Genomic DNA, 16,330 nt, shown 5'->3' on the forward strand with positions numbered 1-16,330 from the left:
TGTCCGGCGGGCGCACCTTGACCCCCGTGCCCTTGTGGCATGGGGGTCCTTTTTATTCCGACCCTTCCGTTAGAAGGCAGAGCGCGCCCGATGATCCTTCGCGATGCGCGACGGCCAGCCCCGCCGCCCCCGACGGCGTTGTCGCGTGGCCCAGCCCCGCCGCAAGCTCGACCGCGGCACGGGAGTCGGCCTCGGTCAGCGTGGCGTAGCGCACGTCGCAGCGGGCGAGGATCTCGACGGCCAGCATCGAGGGCGCCTTGCAGTCCAGTCGCCCCATGATGCTGACATCGCCCTTGACGGTGACGGGTCTGCCCACGGCCGCGCTGGCCGCAAGGCAGGCCGCCCGGTCGGGCTCCACCACGACGATCTCGGGCTGGACCGGCCAGTCGGCGCGGATCGTCTCGGCCAATGCCGCCGCCATCCCCCCGACCCCGGCCTGAAGATAGACGCGGTCGGGCCAGACCCGCGTTTCGGTCGCGATCTCGCGGGCGATCACGGTGTACCCCTCCATCACGAGGCGCGGCGGCTCGGTGTAGCCGCGCCACGACCCGTCGGCGAGATGGGTTGCGCCCGTCGCCTCGGCATCGTCGATGGCCGCCGCGACGCTCTCTTCATAGGTCTCGCCGGACCGCACGACCTCGGCGCCGCGCCCCTGCAACCTCCGGGCGAATCGGTCGGGCACCTGCGCGCTCAGGTGGACACGCGCGTGCGCCCCGAACAGCCGGGCCCCGGCCGCGACCGCCAGACCGTGGTTTCCTGCGCTGGCACAGACGAACACGCGACCCCGGCCGGCGCTTCCGTCGGCCAGCGCCTCGGGGGTGCCGCCCAGCAGGCGAGCGACGGCATAAACCCCGCCCAACGCCTTGAACGCCCCGAGGCCCATCCGTTCGGATTCGAGCTTCAGCCGGAGATCACCGTGGCGCACCAAAGGCGTCGCCGCGTGGATCGGACAGTGTCGGAGAAGGGCGAGGGCGCGATCGGGTTCGAGCAGGCGGATCATAGCCCAGCATGGTCGAACGCGCGCCTGTCGCCCAAGAAAAAAGAGCGCCCCCGGAGGGACGCCCTTTTCTTGAAACCTACGAAAGGCTCCGTCGTCGTTCGGATCAGTCCGAAGCGGCGGCGGCGGCCAGCAGGATCAGCGCCAGGATCGGAACGACGATGCCAGCGGACGAGGACGAGGTGTCCTCGACGATGACAACGGGCTCGACCGGAGCGGGCGCGATGTTGCCTGCGAAGGCGGTGGTGGCGGCGCCGGTCAGAACGGCGGCGAGAGCGAGTTTCTTCATAGTATCCTCCAAGATACGCCATCGGTGAGGCGACAGTTGCCACACCATATGGCACCCAAGACTGTACCTCGTGCAAGCTCGTTAAACAGTTACGCGGGGCCAATGCAACGGGAAGTAAAGTGAATTCCTGTGTCCTCCCGGCAAGCTACGTCAAATAAGCAACACCTGTGTTCCGACCCGTGTCATCGCGAAAACCTCGGCGATGTGTTCATTGTAGAGGCCGATGCAACCGGAGGACGAACGCCGCCCGATCTTGCGCGTGTCGTGCGTCCCGTGAATCCGGTAGTAGGTCCAGCCCAGATAGAGCGCATGCGTGCCCAGCGGATTGTTCGGACCCGGCCCAACGACGGCGGGCCATTCGGGGTTGCGGCGGCGCATGTTCGGGGTCGGGCGCCACGTCGGCCCCACCACCTTCTGGACGACGCGGGTCCGGCCCCGGCGCGTCAGCTGCTCGCTGGACGGAACCGACGACGGATAAAGGTGATATCCGCCATTCTCCTGCCACATATGCAGGGCGCGGCTTTCGATATCGACGAGAATCGCCCCGTTGCGCAGATTCGAGAAGAATGGCCGCCAATCATGGGAGCGAAAGCTCGCCATATTGTGCCGCGTCGTGCCCGAGAGCGCGCTGCGGGTCTGCACCGTATCCGGCAGGGTCTGCGACAGGGCCGGGGCGGCCAGTCCGGCGGTGGCGGCACTCGCGGTCAGCAGCAGGGCGCGGCGGTTCAGCTTACGCATCAGTCTCTCCTTCATCTTGTCGCGCGCAGGCGCGCGGAATTGGCGATCCTGTTCCAAAGGCTAGGGCGCGGCCGGGTCGCGATCAAATCAAACCACGCGCGAATCGGGGAAATCTCGCGCATTCCACCTCGCGCGGCATTTGCCTTGGCATCCGCTCCGCTATAGTCCCGTCGAAATCGCGAAAGACCGACGGGAACCCGACCATGAATCGCCGCACCGCCCTGATCCTGCTCTCCGGCACCGCTTTGGCGGCCTGCGCGCCGCCGCCGCCCAGCGTGGGACCGGACGGGAAGCCGCTGCCGAAGCTCTATCGCATCTCCTCGGCCGACGGGCGCCGCATCCCGTTCCGGGTGCTCGATTCGGTCAATGCGCTGCGCCAGGGGGCCGGGGCCGCCCCGCTGGCCCTCAACTCCGAGCTATCGGCCGCCGCCGCGACCCATTCCCGCGACATGTCGCTCCAGAACCGGCCGTGGCATTTCGGCTCCGACGGCTCCAGCCCGATCGATCGCGCGCGGCGCGTCGGCTATTCGGGGCGCCTTCTGGGCGAAGCCATCTCGGAGACCTACGAATCCGAACTCGAGACCGTCGCCGCCTGGATGCAGGAGGCCGGCCCCCGCCGCGTCATCCTCGACGCCAACGCGCGCCAGATGGGCTTCGCCTATTACCAGGAAAACAACGGCAAGATCTGGTACACCCTGACCACGGGCACCTGACCCGACCGTCAGGGGAAGATGTCGATCGGCGTGCCGTTCTGGACCATCGCGTAGATCTTCTTCATCTCGCGATTCTTCACGGCGATGCAGCCCGCGGTCCAGTCGTTCGACCGGCCCCGCCGCTTGTCGCCCCAGCCGTGGATGAAGATGTCGCCGCCGGGCTTCAGCCCCCGGCTTGACGCGAACTCCCGGTCTTGCTCGTTGGGATAATCGATCCCGATCGAGAGGTAGAATGCGCTGTCGGGATTGCGCCGGTCGATCATGTAGCGCCCCTCGGGCGTGCGTCCGTCGCCCTCGAACTGCTTGGGGCCCGCGGCGGTGAAGCCCAACTGGATGTCGAACGCCTCCAGCAGCTGGTCGTGATGGAAGAGATACATCTTGCGGTTGGTCTTCTGCACCTCGACCCGCGTGACCTGCGGCCCGCGATAGGTGATGAACTTGCTACAGGCCGTGAGCGGGGCCGACGCGATGAGCGCCAGCGCCAGGCGGCGCGAAAATACGGTCATGTCTGCCTGCGACGTGTCATTGCACTGTTCTTGGCGCGAACCTACCGCAACTTCGCGGCGCGCGAAACGGGGTGCGGCATCATTCCGCGTCGGCGAGCAATGCCGCCAGTCCGGTGCGGTAATCGGGATACAGGAGCTGCACGCCCAGCGCGTCCTTGATCCGGTCGTTTCGCACCTTCTTCGATTCGGCATAGAAGCTGCGCGCCATCGGCGACATCTCGGCGGTTGCGAAGTCCTCGGCCGGGGGGACCGGCAGGCCCAGAAGCTCCGCCGCATGGGCGATCACATCCTCGGGCGGTGCCGGGTCGTCATCGCAGAGATTGTAGACCGCGCCGGGATCGGGCCGCGCGATGCTGGCCGCCAGAACCTGCGCGATGTCGTCGCGATGGATACGGCTGAAGACCTGGCCCGGCTTGACGATCCGCCGTGCCGTGCCTGCGCGCACCTTGGCGAAGGGTCCGCGTCCCGGTCCGTAGATACCCGCCAGGCGGAACATGTGGGTCGCCGGGCAGATCGCGCGCCAGGCCGCTTCGGCCGCGACGCGCATCCGACCCCGTTCGGTCGAGGGTGAGAGCGGTGTCGTCTCATCCACCCAAGCCCCAACATGATCGCCATACACGCCAGTCGTCGAAAGGTATCCGACCCAATCCATGCGCCCCAAATGCGGCTCTAACACGGGCGAATAGGCGTCCAGTACCGGATCTCGGGCCGATGTCGGCGCCACCGAGGTCAGCACATGGGTCACCTCTGTGATCACATCATCGAGCGGCCCGCCGAAAATCAGCGGTTCGACACCTTCGGCGTGCAAGGCATCCGCCTTATCCGCCGTCCGGGTCGTCCCTATGATCCGCCAGCCTTTGGCCAGAAGATGCGGCGTCAACGCCCGCGCGGAATACCCGTGCCCGAAGCTCAGGAGCGTCTTCACGAGAGCCGCTCCACCGCCCAGCGGGCCGCATCGGCGACAACCGCGTCGCGATCCTCGCTCAGACCCTGTACAACGGGTTTGAGCCTTTGTTGCTGACCGTTCCCGATCGCGTAGCAGACATTCCGCACCATCCGGTCCCGCCCGATCCGCTTGATCGGCGACCCCGAGAATCGCGCGCGAAACCCGGCGTCGTCCAGCCTGGCCAATTCGTCGAGCGGCGGGGCGCGATGCGGTCCGTGATAGCGCAGGTCCGACGCCGTGACAGCGAACTTGTTCCAGGGGCAGACCGCAAGGCAATCGTCGCAGCCATAGATCCGGTTTCCCATCTTCCCCCTCAACTCCTCGTCCACCGGGCCGCGATGCTCGATCGTCAGGTAGGAAATGCAGCGCCGTGCATCGAGCTGAAATGGCGCCGGAAACGCATCTGTCGGGCAGATATCCAGACAGGCCCGGCAGGATCCGCAATGCTCCTCCTCCGGCGCGTCGGGCTCCAATTCCAGCGTGGTGAAGATCGCGCCGAGAAAGACCCAGTTGCCAAAGTCGCGGCTCAGCAGGTTGGTGTGCTTGCCCTGCCAGCCCAGCCCCGCGGCCTCGGCCAGCGGCTTCTCCATCACCGGGGCGGTGTCGACGAAGACCTTCACGGCGCAGTCTGTCTCGGCCACCATCCAGCGCGCGACGCGCTTCAGGGCCTTTTTGACGATATCGTGGTAGTCCCGCCCTTGGGCATAGACGCTGATTGCCCCGTGTTCGGGACGATTCAGGTCACCGAGAGGGTCGTGGTCAGGCGCGTAGGAATGGGCCAGCATCACCACCGACCGCGCCTTCGGCCAGAGCGCGGACGCGTCACCGCGCCAAGCGGTCCGCTCGGTCATCCAATGCATCTGTCCGTGATATCCGGCGTCCAGAAACGCGGCCAGTCGCGCGCTGGTCTCGGGCACGGCATCGGGCCGCGTCACGCCGAAGGACACGAAGCCCGCGTCCCGGATCTCGGCGCCGAGGCGGGTGCGGAGGCTCAGAAGTCCAGGTCCGCGTAATGCGCCGCCGGGCGGAATCCCGGCACGACATCGGCCAGGATCGAGCGGAAGGCGGGCCGCGACTTCACCTTCGCATACCAGTCACGCACACCTTCGTTCCGGTTCCAGTCGACATCCGAGCTGTAGTCGAGACAGCTCAGATGCGCCGCGGCCGCAAAGTCGGCGAGGCTCATGTCAGGCCCGGCCAGCCACCGGTTCCGATCCAGCAGCCAGCCCATGTAATCGAGATGGAAGCGGATCGCCTTGACCCCGTTCTTGACGTTCGCGCCGTCGGGATAGCCCGCGCGGGTCAGCTTCTTGTTGATCCGCTCGTAGACCAGCTTCGACGTCACCTCGTGGTGGAACTTGTCGTCGAACCACGCGACCAGCCGCCGGATCTCGGCCCGCTGCGCCGCGTCGCCGGGCAAGAGGCTCGGGGTGGGAACGGTCTCCTCGAGGTACTCGCAGATCGCGCCGCTGTCGCTGAGCGTGGCACCGTCGATGCGGAGCACGGGCACCTTGCCGGCGGCGTTGCGGCGCAGGAACTCGGACGACGCCTCCCAGTAGCGCTCCTCGACGAGTTCGACCTCCAGCTTCTTCTCGGCCAGCACGAGGCGGACCTTCCGGCAGAAGGGCGACAGGGCGAAGTGATAGAGCTGGATCATGGCACCCGGATACAGGGGCCGCCGGGACGGCTCAATCCTCGAAACAGGCGGCGCGGCCATCGGCGCGGATGGTCGCCGCCCCATCCGCGACCCGGCGGGCCTTCCGCTGCATCTCCGCCGACGGTCGCGCAGCACTCCGGGCCTTGGGATTGGGCAGGATCGCCGCGATCCGCGCGGCCTGCGCCGGCGTCAGGTCGTCGGCATCCACGCCGAACCAATGCCGGGCCGCGGCCTGCGCGCCGAACACGCCCTCGCCCATCTCGGCCACGTTGAGATAGACCTCGACGATACGCCGCTTGGGCCAGAGCGTCTCCATCACAGGTGTGATCACGGCTTCCGCCGCCTTTCGCACCCAAGACCGTCCCTGCCAGAGAAACGCGTTCTTCACGACCTGTTGGCTGATGGTCGAGGCGCCGCGATTGGCTCCGGCTTCGATGGCGCTCCGGATGGCGTTGACGTCGAACCCCCAGTGATCACAGAAATTCGCATCTTCGGCGGCGACCACCGATCGGGCGAGCGACGGGGCGATCGCATCGAGATCCCGCCAGTCGCGCGACACGGCGCCCAGTCGCTGCCCTTCGGACCAGATATAGGGCGTCGTCGGCGGGTCGATCCACCGATAGGCCAAAACCCAGACGAACACGATCACCGCAACGGCCACGACACCGCGCAACAGCCAGCCGATCACACGGCGCAGACCCGACCCGACCCGGGTGCGGATCGTCGGTTTCGCCTTGCGGGCACGGCTTGATCGGGAGGTTTTCTTCGCCACGCCCCCTCCAACCGCGTCGCCGGGCGCCGGTCAAGGAAAACCCCGCCCGCGGCGTCGCGGACGGGGTGACTTGAAGGGACGAAGAGCGTCTCTATTCCGCGGGGATCGCGCCCGCCTCCTCGGTCAGCGGGGCGGGCAGGTGGATCAGCATCTCCTTGGGGCAGATCTGCAGGAAGTGCCGCTTCTCGGTCTCCCAGTCCTGCAGGATCGCCCCGGCCTTGCGCGATCCGGTCTCGGCGCGGTGCCGTTCGACGAGACCGCGCAGCTCCGCCTCCCAATGCGCGACGGTGACGGGACAAGTCACAAGCGTTTCGGGGTTCATCAGGCTCGGGGCGACCCCGTCAGGGTCGTAGAGATACGCCATCCCACCGGTCATGCCGGCGCCGAAATTGGCGCCGATTTCGCCCAGGATGACGGCCACACCGCCGGTCATGTATTCGCAACCGTTCGAGCCGCAGCCCTCGATCACGACCTTCGCGCCGGAGTTGCGCACCGCGAACCGCTCGCCTGCCCGGCCCGCGGCGAAGAGATAGCCGTCCGTCGCACCATAAAGGACCGTGTTCCCGATGATGACATTGGCATCCGCCTTGAGCGGGGAGGCCATCGGCGGACGCACCACGACCGTTCCGCCGGAGAGGCCCTTGCCGACGTAATCGTTGGCGTCGCCCGAGACCTCGATCTTCATGCCGGGGGCCAGGAATGCGCCGAGCGACTGCCCCGCCGAGCCCTGAAGCTTGACGTGGAGGTGGTCGGGCTGGAGCCCGTTCCGCATCCCGAACTTCGACACGATATGGCTGGAGGTGCGCGTGCCGACCGTGCGGAGCGTGTTCTGCACCGCGTAGGACAGCTGCATCTTCTCGCCATCGTCGAGGAAGCGTTGCGCGTCCTGCACGATCTGCGCGTCGAGCGTATCCAACACCGTGTTGCGCGGCTTGGCGCGGTCGTATTCGATCCGGTCCGCGCCATCGACGGTGATCAGGAGCGGGTTCAGGTCGAGATCGTCCAGATGCGCGGAGCCACGCGAGACCTGCGTCAGAAGGTCCGCGCGCCCGATCACGTCGTCAAGCGACCGCGCCCCGATCTCGGCCAGGATTTCTCGCACCTCCTGGGCGTAGAAGGTGATCAGGTTCACGACCTTGTCGGCGGTGCCGGTGAACTTGGCCCGAAGCTCGGGGTTCTGGGTGCAGACGCCGACCGGACAGGTGTTCGACTGGCACTGGCGCACCATGATGCAGCCCATCGCGATCAGCGCGGCGGTGCCGATGCCGTATTCCTCGGCCCCCATCATCGCGGCCATGACGATGTCTCGCCCCGTGCGCAGCCCGCCATCGGTGCGCAGCGTCACACGGCTCCGCAGGTTGTTCATCGCCAGCACCTGATGCGCCTCGGTCAGGCCCATCTCCCACGGCAGGCCCGCATATTTGATGCTGGTCGCGGGGCTGGCCCCGGTGCCGCCGTTATGCCCAGAGATCAGGATGACGTCGGCCTTGGCCTTGGCCACGCCCGCGGCGATCGTGCCCACGCCCGAGGACGCAACCAGCTTCACGGTCACCTTGGCCCGCGGGTTGATCTGCTTGAGGTCGTAGATCAGCTGCGCGAGGTCCTCGATCGAATAGATGTCGTGATGCGGCGGCGGCGAAATCAGCGTCACGCCCTTAGTCGAATGCCGCAGCCGCGCAATCAGGTCGGTGACCTTCATGCCCGGAAGCTGCCCGCCCTCGCCGGGCTTGGCCCCCTGCGCGACCTTGATCTCGAGTTCTTCACAATGGTTGAGGTACTCGGCCGTCACGCCGAAGCGTCCGGATGCCACCTGCTTGATCTTGGCCGAGGGGTTGTCGCCATTGGGCTCGGGGACGAAATGCGCCGGATCCTCGCCGCCCTCACCCGAATCCGACTTCGCGCCGATCCGGTTCATCGCCACATTGAGAAGCTTGTGTGCCTCGGGCGAGAGCGCGCCCAGCGACATGCCCGGCGTCACGAAGCGCTTGCGGATCGAGGTGATGCTCTCGACCTCCTCGATGGGGATCGACTTGCCCATCGGCTTGATCGCCAGCAGGTCGCGCAGATGGATCGGCGGGTTCGCCTGCATCGCGGCCGAGAACTGCTTCCAGAGCTCGAACGACCCCCGGTCGCAGGCCGCCTGCAGCATGTGCATCGTCTGCGCTTCCCAGGCGTGCTTCTCGCCCGAACGCCGCGCCTTGTAGAAGCCGCCGATGGGCAGGACGTTGGAGGTGCCCTGCCAGCCCTGCGCATGGACCTGCTCGGCCTTCCGCTGGAGGCCGGTCGTCCCGATCCCGGAAATCCGGCTCAGCATGCCGGGGAAATACTCGGCCACCATCGCACGGCTGAGACCGACCGCCTCGAAGTTGAGACCGCCGCGATAGGAGGAGATGACGGAAATCCCCATCTTCGCCATGATCTTGAGGAGGCCCGCGTCGATCGCCGCGCGATACCGGGCGACCGCCTCGTCCAACGAGCACTCCAGAAGACCGCGTGAAATGCGATCGGCCAGGCTGTCCTGCGCGAGATAGGCGTTCACAGTGGTCGCGCCGCAGCCGATCAGCACCGCGAAATAATGCGGGTCGATGCACTCGGCCGAGCGCACGTTGATCGAGCAGAACGTCCGCAGACCCTTTCGCGTCAGCCAGGAATGCACCGCGCTGGTGGCCAGGATCATCGGCATGGCGACCTTGTCGTCACCTTGGAAGCGGTCGGTCAGGACGATATGGCCCGCACCCGACCGCACGGCATCCTCGGCCTCGGCCCGAATGCGCTCCAGCCCGTCGCGCAGCGCATTGGGCGCGCCGCCCGCCGGGAAGGTGCAATCGATGGTCGTCACCGAATCCTCGAAATGCTCGAACATCGCCTGGAACTGGGCGTTGCCGACAAAGGGGCTGTCGAGGACGAGGATCTCGGTCTGGCTGCTGTCCTGATCCAGCACGTTCTTGAGATTGCCGAACCGCGTCTTGAGGCTCATGACGCGGAATTCGCGCAGGCTGTCGATCGGCGGGTTCGTGACCTGGCTGAAGCTCTGACGGAAGAAGTGGCTGAGTGGGCGGTACTTCTCGGAGAGGACCGCCGAGGGCGTGTCGTCACCCATGGACGCCAGCGTCTCCTTGCCGTCTTCGGCCATGGGCGCGAGAATCTGCTCCAGCTCCTCGACCGAGTAGCCGGCGGCGACCTGTCGCGTGCGCAGTTCGGCCCCGTCATGGATCGCCGTCTCGGCGATGCCCTTGGTGACCTCCTCCAGATCGGTGATCTTCTCGACCCACTCCCCGAAGGGCAGCGTTGCGGCCAGCTCGTCCTTCAGCTCCTGATCGTGGAAGAGCTTGCCGGTCGTCATGTCGACCGCGATCATCTGGCCGGGCCCCAGCGCGCCCTTTTCGATCACCTTGGATTCGTCGACCGGCACCATGCCCGTCTCGGACCCCGCGATCAGGAGGCCGTCGCCCGATACGGTATAGCGCATCGGCCGCAGGCCGTTGCGGTCCAGCCCCGCGCAGACCCAGCGGCCGTCGGTCATGGCCAGCGCGGCAGGACCGTCCCACGGCTCCATCACCGAGTTGCAGTAGGAATACATGTCGCGCCACGCCTGCGGCAGCTCGACCGCTTGTTGCGACCAGCTCTCGGGGACCAGCATCGTCTTGGCCATCGGCGCGTTGCGGCCTGCGCGCACCAGCACCTCGAACACCGAATCCAGCGCCGCGCTGTCACTGGCGCCCTGCGGCACGATCGGCTTGATGTCGCCTGCATGGTCCCCGAACGCGCCACCGGCCATCCGGATCTCGTGGGACTTCATCCAGTTGACGTTGCCCTTGAGCGTGTTGATCTCGCCGTTATGGGCGAGCATCCGGAAGGGCTGCGCCAGCCACCACTGCGGGAAGGTGTTGGTCGAATAGCGCTGGTGATAGATCGCGAAGGCGCTCTCGAACCGCTCGTCCTTGAGGTCGGGATAGAACTCGGCCACCTGCTCGGCCAGCATCATGCCCTTGTAGATGATCGACCGGCAGGACAGCGACGCGATGTAGAGCCCGCCGATCTGCGACGCGATGGCGGCCTTCTCGATCCGCCGCCGGATGACATAGAGCTCGCGCTCGAATGTCTCCTCGTCCACGCCCTTGGCGTTCGAGATCAGGATCTGCTCGATCTCGGGCCGGGTGGCGTTGGCCTTCTCGCCCAGCACCTCGATGTTCACAGGCACGTGCCGCCAGCCGTAGATGTAGTGCCCCATCCGCAGCACTTCGGTCTCGACGATCGTCCGGCAGGTTTCCTGCGCGCCGAAATCGTTCCGCGGCAGGAAGACCTGGCCCACGGCCAGCGCCTCGTCCCGGACGGTGTGGCCCGTGCGCGCGACCTGCTCGCCGAAAAACTTGAAGGGAATCTGGACATGGATGCCCGCGCCGTCGCCGGTCTTGCCGTCCGCATCGACCGCGCCGCGGTGCCAGATCGCCTTGAGCGCATTGATCCCGGCCTGTACGACCTTGCGGGACTTCTTGCCCTTGATGTCGACAACGAGGCCCACGCCACAAGACGCATGCTCGGACTCTTCGTGATAGAGACTGGTCTCAGCCGTCTTTGCCCGCCGCGCCAGCTCGTCGCGCTCCCATTCGGTGAACCAATGCGTCATGGGTCGTCTCCTTCGACGAAAAGCGAACGGGCCTCGTATTCGGCGCGCGTCGCGGTTGCATGGTCGCCGGCGAGCCGCGCATAGGCGGGCGCCCGGTCGATATAGATCTCGGAGATCAGCGGGAAATCGGCGGCGGCCGCGAAGACCCCCGGCGCGAATTCGTATTCCGCATCCCCGTCGGTGTCGCGGAACCACAGATGGCTGCCGCAGGTCGGACAGAAGGCCCTCTCGGCAAATTTCGAGGAGGCATAGGTCGCGACGGCCCCGGTCACGGTGACGCCTGCGGGATCGGCGGCGAACCCGCCCTGTACCACGCCGGACCAGCGCCGGCACATCGCGCAATGACACGCACCGACAGCCGCGACATGGGGGCCGTCCACGGTGATCTGCACGTCGCCGCACAGGCAGCGTCCGTCCAGACGGCCGACCCGGCGATAGGGGGTGACATCGACGCTCATGCCGTCAGTTCCCTTGAATAGCGTCTGAAAAACGTCGTGACGCGCTTGGTCCGGCCCAACACGATGGCTGTGATCACATTGCTCAGATGACCCGCGGCCTTGAGGCGGCCGGCCACGTTATGCGCCCGTCCGGGGAGGACGAAGCGGTGCAGCCGTTCGTGCTCGGGGAGCAGGTCGAGATGCGCCATATCCGCCTCGCAGCCCTTCGCCGCGGCGACGTAGAATTCCGCATCGACCGCGCCCACGAGGTCGGCGGTGGACCGGATCGGCAGGGGGCCGAAGGTGGCGGCGACGTCGGGCCAGCGCACGTCCCGCAGGATGCCAGGGTCCATCGAGACCTGCGGCGAGAATGCGATGGCGCGCCGGACCGGCAGGTCGCGCGTCGCCAGCATGGCCCCGAAGCCGCCCATCGAGTTGCCCAGCGTCACCAGCTCGGTCGTCTTCTCGACTGCCATCACGTCGCTGACCAATCGAACGATCCGGTCCCAGAGGCCCGGCGCGGCGTACCAGCTCTGGCGGCGATCGGTGACGAAGAGGACGTCGTTCGCACCACCGCCCGACGCGCTGGCCGCGAATTCGTCGAGCTGCGCGCCGCCGAACCCCGCGCCGATGCCCGTGAACACGACGACAAGACGGCCCGAGATCCCCTTTAGGAACCGGACGTGCAGATCGTCGTCGCGCAGGACGTCTTCGATGGGCAGGGTCATGGGCGTGACCTCAGCGCCGACGGCCGACGATCGGACCACGCCGAATGGAACATTCACCGTTCATTCGGCTGCAACCGTGGTCTGGCCGACCGCCAGCCGATCGAGGATCGCCTCGGCAGCCTCGCGCCCGTCGCGGATGGCCCAGACCACGAGCGAGGCACCGCGCACGATGTCGCCGACCGCGTAGACGCCGTCGAGCCCCGTCTCGTGGGTGCGGAAATCGGCCTTCACCGTGCCCCAGCGCGTCACCTCCAGCTCCGGGGCGCCCCAGAGCGTCGGCAGATCCTCGGGCTCGAAGCCCAGGGCCTTGATGACGAGGTCCGCCTCTTCGAGATAGTCGGCGCCCTCGATGATCTCGGGACGCTGACGCCCGGTGGCATCGGCCTCGCCCAGCCGCATCTTCTGGACCGTGACACCCTTGATCGGCGCGACCTGTCCCGTCTCGGCGGTGTCGACGACGGGGTGAACTTCGAAGCCGCCGGGCGCGGTCAGCCAGACGAACTCGACGCCCTCCTCCTCGGCGTTCTGAACCTCGCGCTGCGAGCCGGGCATGTTGGCCCGATCCCTGCGATAGAGACACTTCACGCTGGTCGCGCCCTGCCGGATCGCCGTGCGGACGCAATCCATCGCCGTATCGCCACCACCGATGACGACGACGCGCTTTCCATGCGCATCCATCTCGCCGCTCTCGAATTCGGGGACATCGTCGCCGAAATACTTCTTCGACGACACCGTCAGGTAATCGATGGCGCGCACGACACCCGGCGCGTTCGAATTCGCTTCGTCCAGCTCGCGCGACTTGTAGACGCCTGTGGCGACGATGACGGCGTGGTGCTCGGCCCGGATTTCCTCGAACCCAATGTCCCGCCCGACCTCGACGCCCAGCTCGAACGCCACGCCGCCTTGGGCGAGTTGGTCGTTGCGCCGGGTGACGATCTCCTTCTCCAGCTTGAAGCCGGGAATGCCGTAGCTCAGGAGGCCGCCCGCGCGGTCGTAGCGATCATAGACCGTGACCTGAATGCCCGCACGCCGGAGCATGTCCGCCGCCGCCAGCCCGCCGGGCCCGGCACCGATGATGCCGACGCTCTCGCTCCGCTCGACGCGGGGCGCAATGGCAGGCACCCAGCCATTCTCGAAGGCGGTGTCGGTGATGTATTTCTCGACCGCGCCGATGGTGACAGTGCCGTGGCCCGACTGCTCGATGACGCAGTTCCCTTCGCAAAGACGGTCCTGCGGGCAGATACGCCCACAGATCTCGGGGAAGGTGTTGGTCGCCTGGCTGATCTCGTAGGCCTCCTGGAGCCGCCCCTCGGCGGTCAGGCGGAGCCAGTCGGGAATGTTGTTGTGGAGCGGGCAATGGGTCTGGCAATAGGGCACGCCGCACTGGCTGCATCGCGCGGCCTGCTCCTCGGCCCGCGCAGTCGCGAACTCGCGGTAGATCTCGCCGAAATCGTCGGTGCGGTCCGAGGCATCTCGCTTTTCGGGCGTCTGCCGTTCGACCGTCACGAAACGGAGCATCTTGTTCGCCATACCACCTCCAGGACCAGACGCCCTCCATACACAAGGCCTCTGTCGATATAAAGTCAGCTTTGCTGACCCATTTGTCGGATTTTCTATGCATGTCCGCGGATTTCCGCAAGCAGCCGTCGCATATTAGGGCCGAGTCGGCCCCATACCTTCGCTTTCCCTGCCTGCACGGGTGATTCACACTGCGCGCAAACAAGGCGAATCGAGCAATGGCCCTCTGGCATCTCTTTCTTCTGGCCGTCCTTCAGGGCGTGACGGAGTTCCTTCCGGTCTCCTCCTCGGGGCATCTCATCCTGCTGCCCGCGCTGACCGGGCTGGCGGATCAGGGACCGGTTCTCGATGTGGCGGTGCATGTCGGCACGCTGGGGGCCGTGATCCTCTACTTCCGGTCCGACGTGGCGCGCGCGCTGGTCGGGATGCTGGGGCTCTTGCAGGGGCGGAAGGATGCGGAGACGCGGCTTGCCGCCGGGCTGGCGATCGCGACGATCCCGGTGATCCTCGCCGGGCTGGCGATCAAGCTCACGGTCGGCACCGAGGCGATGCGCTCGGTCGCGGTGATCGGGTGGGCCATGCTGGGGTTCGGCCTCCTGCTCTGGTGGTTCGACCGGCGGGGCGCGCAGCTGAAGGGCCTCGCGGACTGGACACCGCGCGCCGCGCTGAAGCTCGGGCTCTGGCAGGCCGTCGCCCTCATTCCCGGCACGTCGCGCTCGGGGATCTGCATCACCGGCGCGCGCGCCATGGGCTACGAGCGGTCCGAGGCCGCGCGGATCGCGATGCTGATGTCGATCCCGACGATCCTCGCCTCCGGTGTCCTGGTGGGGCTCGACGTGGTCGGTGAGGCCGATGGCGCGCTGGCCCGCGATGCCGGCATCGCCGCCGTCCTGTCTTTCGGCGCGGCCCTCGTGGCGCTCCAGCTGATGTTCCGACTGCTGCAGTCGGTCAGCTTCACGCCCTACGTCATCTATCGCATCGCCCTGGGGCTGTTCCTGTTGGCCTGGGCCTACACCTGACCCGGAACGACGCGGGCGGGTGCCGCGACGCCGACGAACTCCGTCTCCAGAAGGTCCACCGAGCGCGCGGCGACCAGCACGGCCCATGCCCCGAAGAGGTTCGCCACCACCGCCGCCCCGAGGATCCCCGGATACCCGAAGAGCGTGACGCCCAACCACGCGAGCGGCACGTAGATCGCGAGGACCCGCGCCACCGACAGCACCATCGCGTGCCCCGAGCGCGAGATCGCGTTCAGCGCGGCGTTGCCGGTCACCAGCATCCCGAAGCCGAAGATCGACCAGCCGACGACCCGGAGATAGGACGCGGCGGCTTCGGTGCTTTCCTCGCCCGCGCCGAACGCGGTGGCGATGGGTCCGGCGAAGAAGGTCAGGACGAGCGCCACGAGAAGGCCGTAGCCGACCGAGAAGATCAGGCACTGCTTCAGGGCCAGCCGCGCGCGGTCATGCGCCTCGGCGCCCCAGTTCTGGCCCACCACCGGGCCGATCCCCGAGGACAGCGCCAGAAGCGGAACCGACAGGACGCTTTCGACACGCGTCGCCGCACCGAAGCCGCCGACCGCGCTTGCGCCCACCGTCGCGACCGCTGCCGTCACCAGCGCCATGCCCGCCGGGTTGATCGCGTTCGACGTGGCCGCCGGACCGCCGACGCCCGCGATGGCTTTGACGTTGGACCAGAGGTTCCGCAGCGGGGCCGTGCAGGGGTTGAGGATGCCGTCGCGCCACGCCAGCCAGAAGGCCACGCCCGAACCTGCGACCATCGCCACCAGCGTGCCCAGCGCCGCGCCCGCGATCCCGAGCTCCGGTGCCGGGCCGAGCCCGAGGATGAAGACCGGCGTCGTCGCGACGTTCACGATGGCCGAGGCGACCATCACCATCGCCGAGGTGCCGCCATTGCCATGCGCCCGGAACACCGCGTTGATCAGCATCATCGAGACGAGGAACGGGAAGGCCACGCACCAGAGCGGCGTATAGCGAAGCGCCGCGTCGAGCACCTCGCCCTCGGCCCCGAGCATGCCCAGCAGCCAGCCGTCGACCAGCCAGAAGACCAATGCGGCGAGCGTCGCCAGCACCAGCCCGAGGCCCAGCGCGTGCAGCCCCCGCCGGGTGACGTCGTTGTCGTCCTCCTTGCGGCCGAGCGCCTGGCTGATGACCGCACTTGCCCCCGCCGAGAGACCGATGGAGAGCGACGCGATGGCGGTCGTGACAGGGTATATGAAGCCGACCGCGGCCAGTGCCTCCGGCGACACCTTGGCCAAGAAATACGCATCGACCAGCCCGGTCGAGAGCACCGCGGCGATGCCCAGCATCATAGGCCCCGACAGCCGGGCAAGTGCCATCCAGACCGGGCCTTCGGTCAGGTCTTTGGTGTTCTGCGCCATCGCG

At 67.2% G+C, this 16,330-nt stretch carries 15 protein-coding genes; 2 read left to right on the top strand and 13 right to left on the bottom strand.

The window, feature by feature from the left end; genetic code table 11:
* Positions 1–52: 52 nt before the first annotated feature.
* The 3 genes from Q0833_RS16375 to Q0833_RS16385 form a co-directional block, all read right to left on the bottom strand.
* Positions 53–1,000: a pyridoxal-phosphate dependent enzyme gene (locus Q0833_RS16375; RefSeq protein ID WP_298437497.1), complete on the bottom strand. Its 948-nt coding sequence runs from the start codon at positions 998–1,000 to the stop codon at positions 53–55.
* A gap of 103 nt (positions 1,001–1,103) precedes the next feature.
* Positions 1,104–1,286, bottom strand: a complete 183-nt coding sequence (locus tag Q0833_RS16380) for a hypothetical protein (RefSeq protein WP_298437500.1) — start codon at positions 1,284–1,286, stop codon at positions 1,104–1,106.
* A 150-nt stretch (positions 1,287–1,436) separates the two neighbouring features.
* A complete protein-coding gene (locus Q0833_RS16385; protein ID WP_298437503.1) occupies positions 1,437–2,024 on the bottom strand; it encodes a L,D-transpeptidase in 588 nt (195 codons plus the stop codon).
* Between the two features lie 203 nt (positions 2,025–2,227).
* On the opposite strand from Q0833_RS16385, the gene Q0833_RS16390 reads away from it, so the two are divergent.
* Positions 2,228–2,737: a CAP domain-containing protein gene (locus Q0833_RS16390; RefSeq protein WP_298437505.1), complete on the top strand. Its 510-nt coding sequence runs from the start codon at positions 2,228–2,230 to the stop codon at positions 2,735–2,737.
* Between the two features lie 8 nt (positions 2,738–2,745).
* On the opposite strand, the gene Q0833_RS16395 is transcribed toward Q0833_RS16390, so the two are convergent.
* From Q0833_RS16395 to Q0833_RS16435, 9 genes are all read right to left on the bottom strand, one after another.
* Complete coding sequence (locus Q0833_RS16395) at positions 2,746–3,243, bottom strand: L,D-transpeptidase family protein (RefSeq protein ID WP_298437507.1); 498 nt, start codon at positions 3,241–3,243, stop codon at positions 2,746–2,748.
* 79 nt (positions 3,244–3,322) lie between these two features.
* A complete protein-coding gene (locus Q0833_RS16400) occupies positions 3,323–4,168 on the bottom strand; it encodes an SDR family oxidoreductase (protein WP_298437510.1) in 846 nt (281 codons plus the stop codon).
* On the bottom strand, positions 4,165–5,136 hold the full coding sequence (gene queG, locus Q0833_RS16405; protein ID WP_298437513.1) for a tRNA epoxyqueuosine(34) reductase QueG: 972 nt from the start codon (positions 5,134–5,136) through the stop codon (positions 4,165–4,167). Before queG ends, Q0833_RS16400 begins: the two co-directional genes overlap by 4 nt.
* A gap of 44 nt (positions 5,137–5,180) precedes the next feature.
* Entirely contained in the window at positions 5,181–5,846 is a 666-nt protein-coding gene (locus Q0833_RS16410) for a glutathione S-transferase family protein (protein WP_298437516.1), read from the bottom strand.
* Between the two features lie 31 nt (positions 5,847–5,877).
* Entirely contained in the window at positions 5,878–6,618 is a 741-nt protein-coding gene (gene mtgA / locus Q0833_RS16415) for a monofunctional biosynthetic peptidoglycan transglycosylase (protein ID WP_298437519.1), read from the bottom strand.
* A gap of 91 nt (positions 6,619–6,709) precedes the next feature.
* Positions 6,710–11,245, bottom strand: a complete 4,536-nt coding sequence (gltB, locus tag Q0833_RS16420; protein WP_298437522.1) for a glutamate synthase large subunit — start codon at positions 11,243–11,245, stop codon at positions 6,710–6,712.
* Positions 11,242–11,703 (bottom strand): GFA family protein, encoded by a 462-nt coding sequence (locus tag Q0833_RS16425; RefSeq protein ID WP_298437525.1) that lies wholly within the window; start codon positions 11,701–11,703, stop codon positions 11,242–11,244. The genes gltB and Q0833_RS16425 overlap by 4 nt, the downstream gene beginning before the upstream one ends.
* The gene (locus Q0833_RS16430; protein ID WP_298437528.1) at positions 11,700–12,410 is read right to left on the bottom strand and encodes a hypothetical protein; all 711 of its coding nucleotides are present in this window, start codon (positions 12,408–12,410) and stop codon (positions 11,700–11,702) included. The genes Q0833_RS16425 and Q0833_RS16430 overlap by 4 nt, the downstream gene beginning before the upstream one ends.
* A 60-nt stretch (positions 12,411–12,470) precedes the next feature.
* Positions 12,471–13,940, bottom strand: coding sequence for an NAD(P)-dependent oxidoreductase (locus Q0833_RS16435; RefSeq protein ID WP_298437530.1), 1,470 nt, complete (start codon positions 13,938–13,940; stop codon positions 12,471–12,473).
* Positions 13,941–14,146: 206 nt separating this feature from the next.
* Between Q0833_RS16435 and Q0833_RS16440 the strand changes: the two genes are divergently transcribed.
* Entirely contained in the window at positions 14,147–14,947 is an 801-nt protein-coding gene (locus tag Q0833_RS16440; protein WP_298437532.1) for an undecaprenyl-diphosphate phosphatase, read from the top strand.
* On the opposite strand, the gene Q0833_RS16445 is transcribed toward Q0833_RS16440, so the two are convergent.
* Complete coding sequence (locus Q0833_RS16445; protein ID WP_298437535.1) at positions 14,938–16,326, bottom strand: MATE family efflux transporter; 1,389 nt, start codon at positions 16,324–16,326, stop codon at positions 14,938–14,940. The genes Q0833_RS16440 and Q0833_RS16445 overlap by 10 nt on opposite strands.
* Positions 16,327–16,330 lie beyond the last annotated feature (4 nt).

The organism is uncultured Jannaschia sp. (genome assembly GCF_947503795.1).
Classification (GTDB): Bacteria; Pseudomonadota; Alphaproteobacteria; order Rhodobacterales; family Rhodobacteraceae; genus Jannaschia.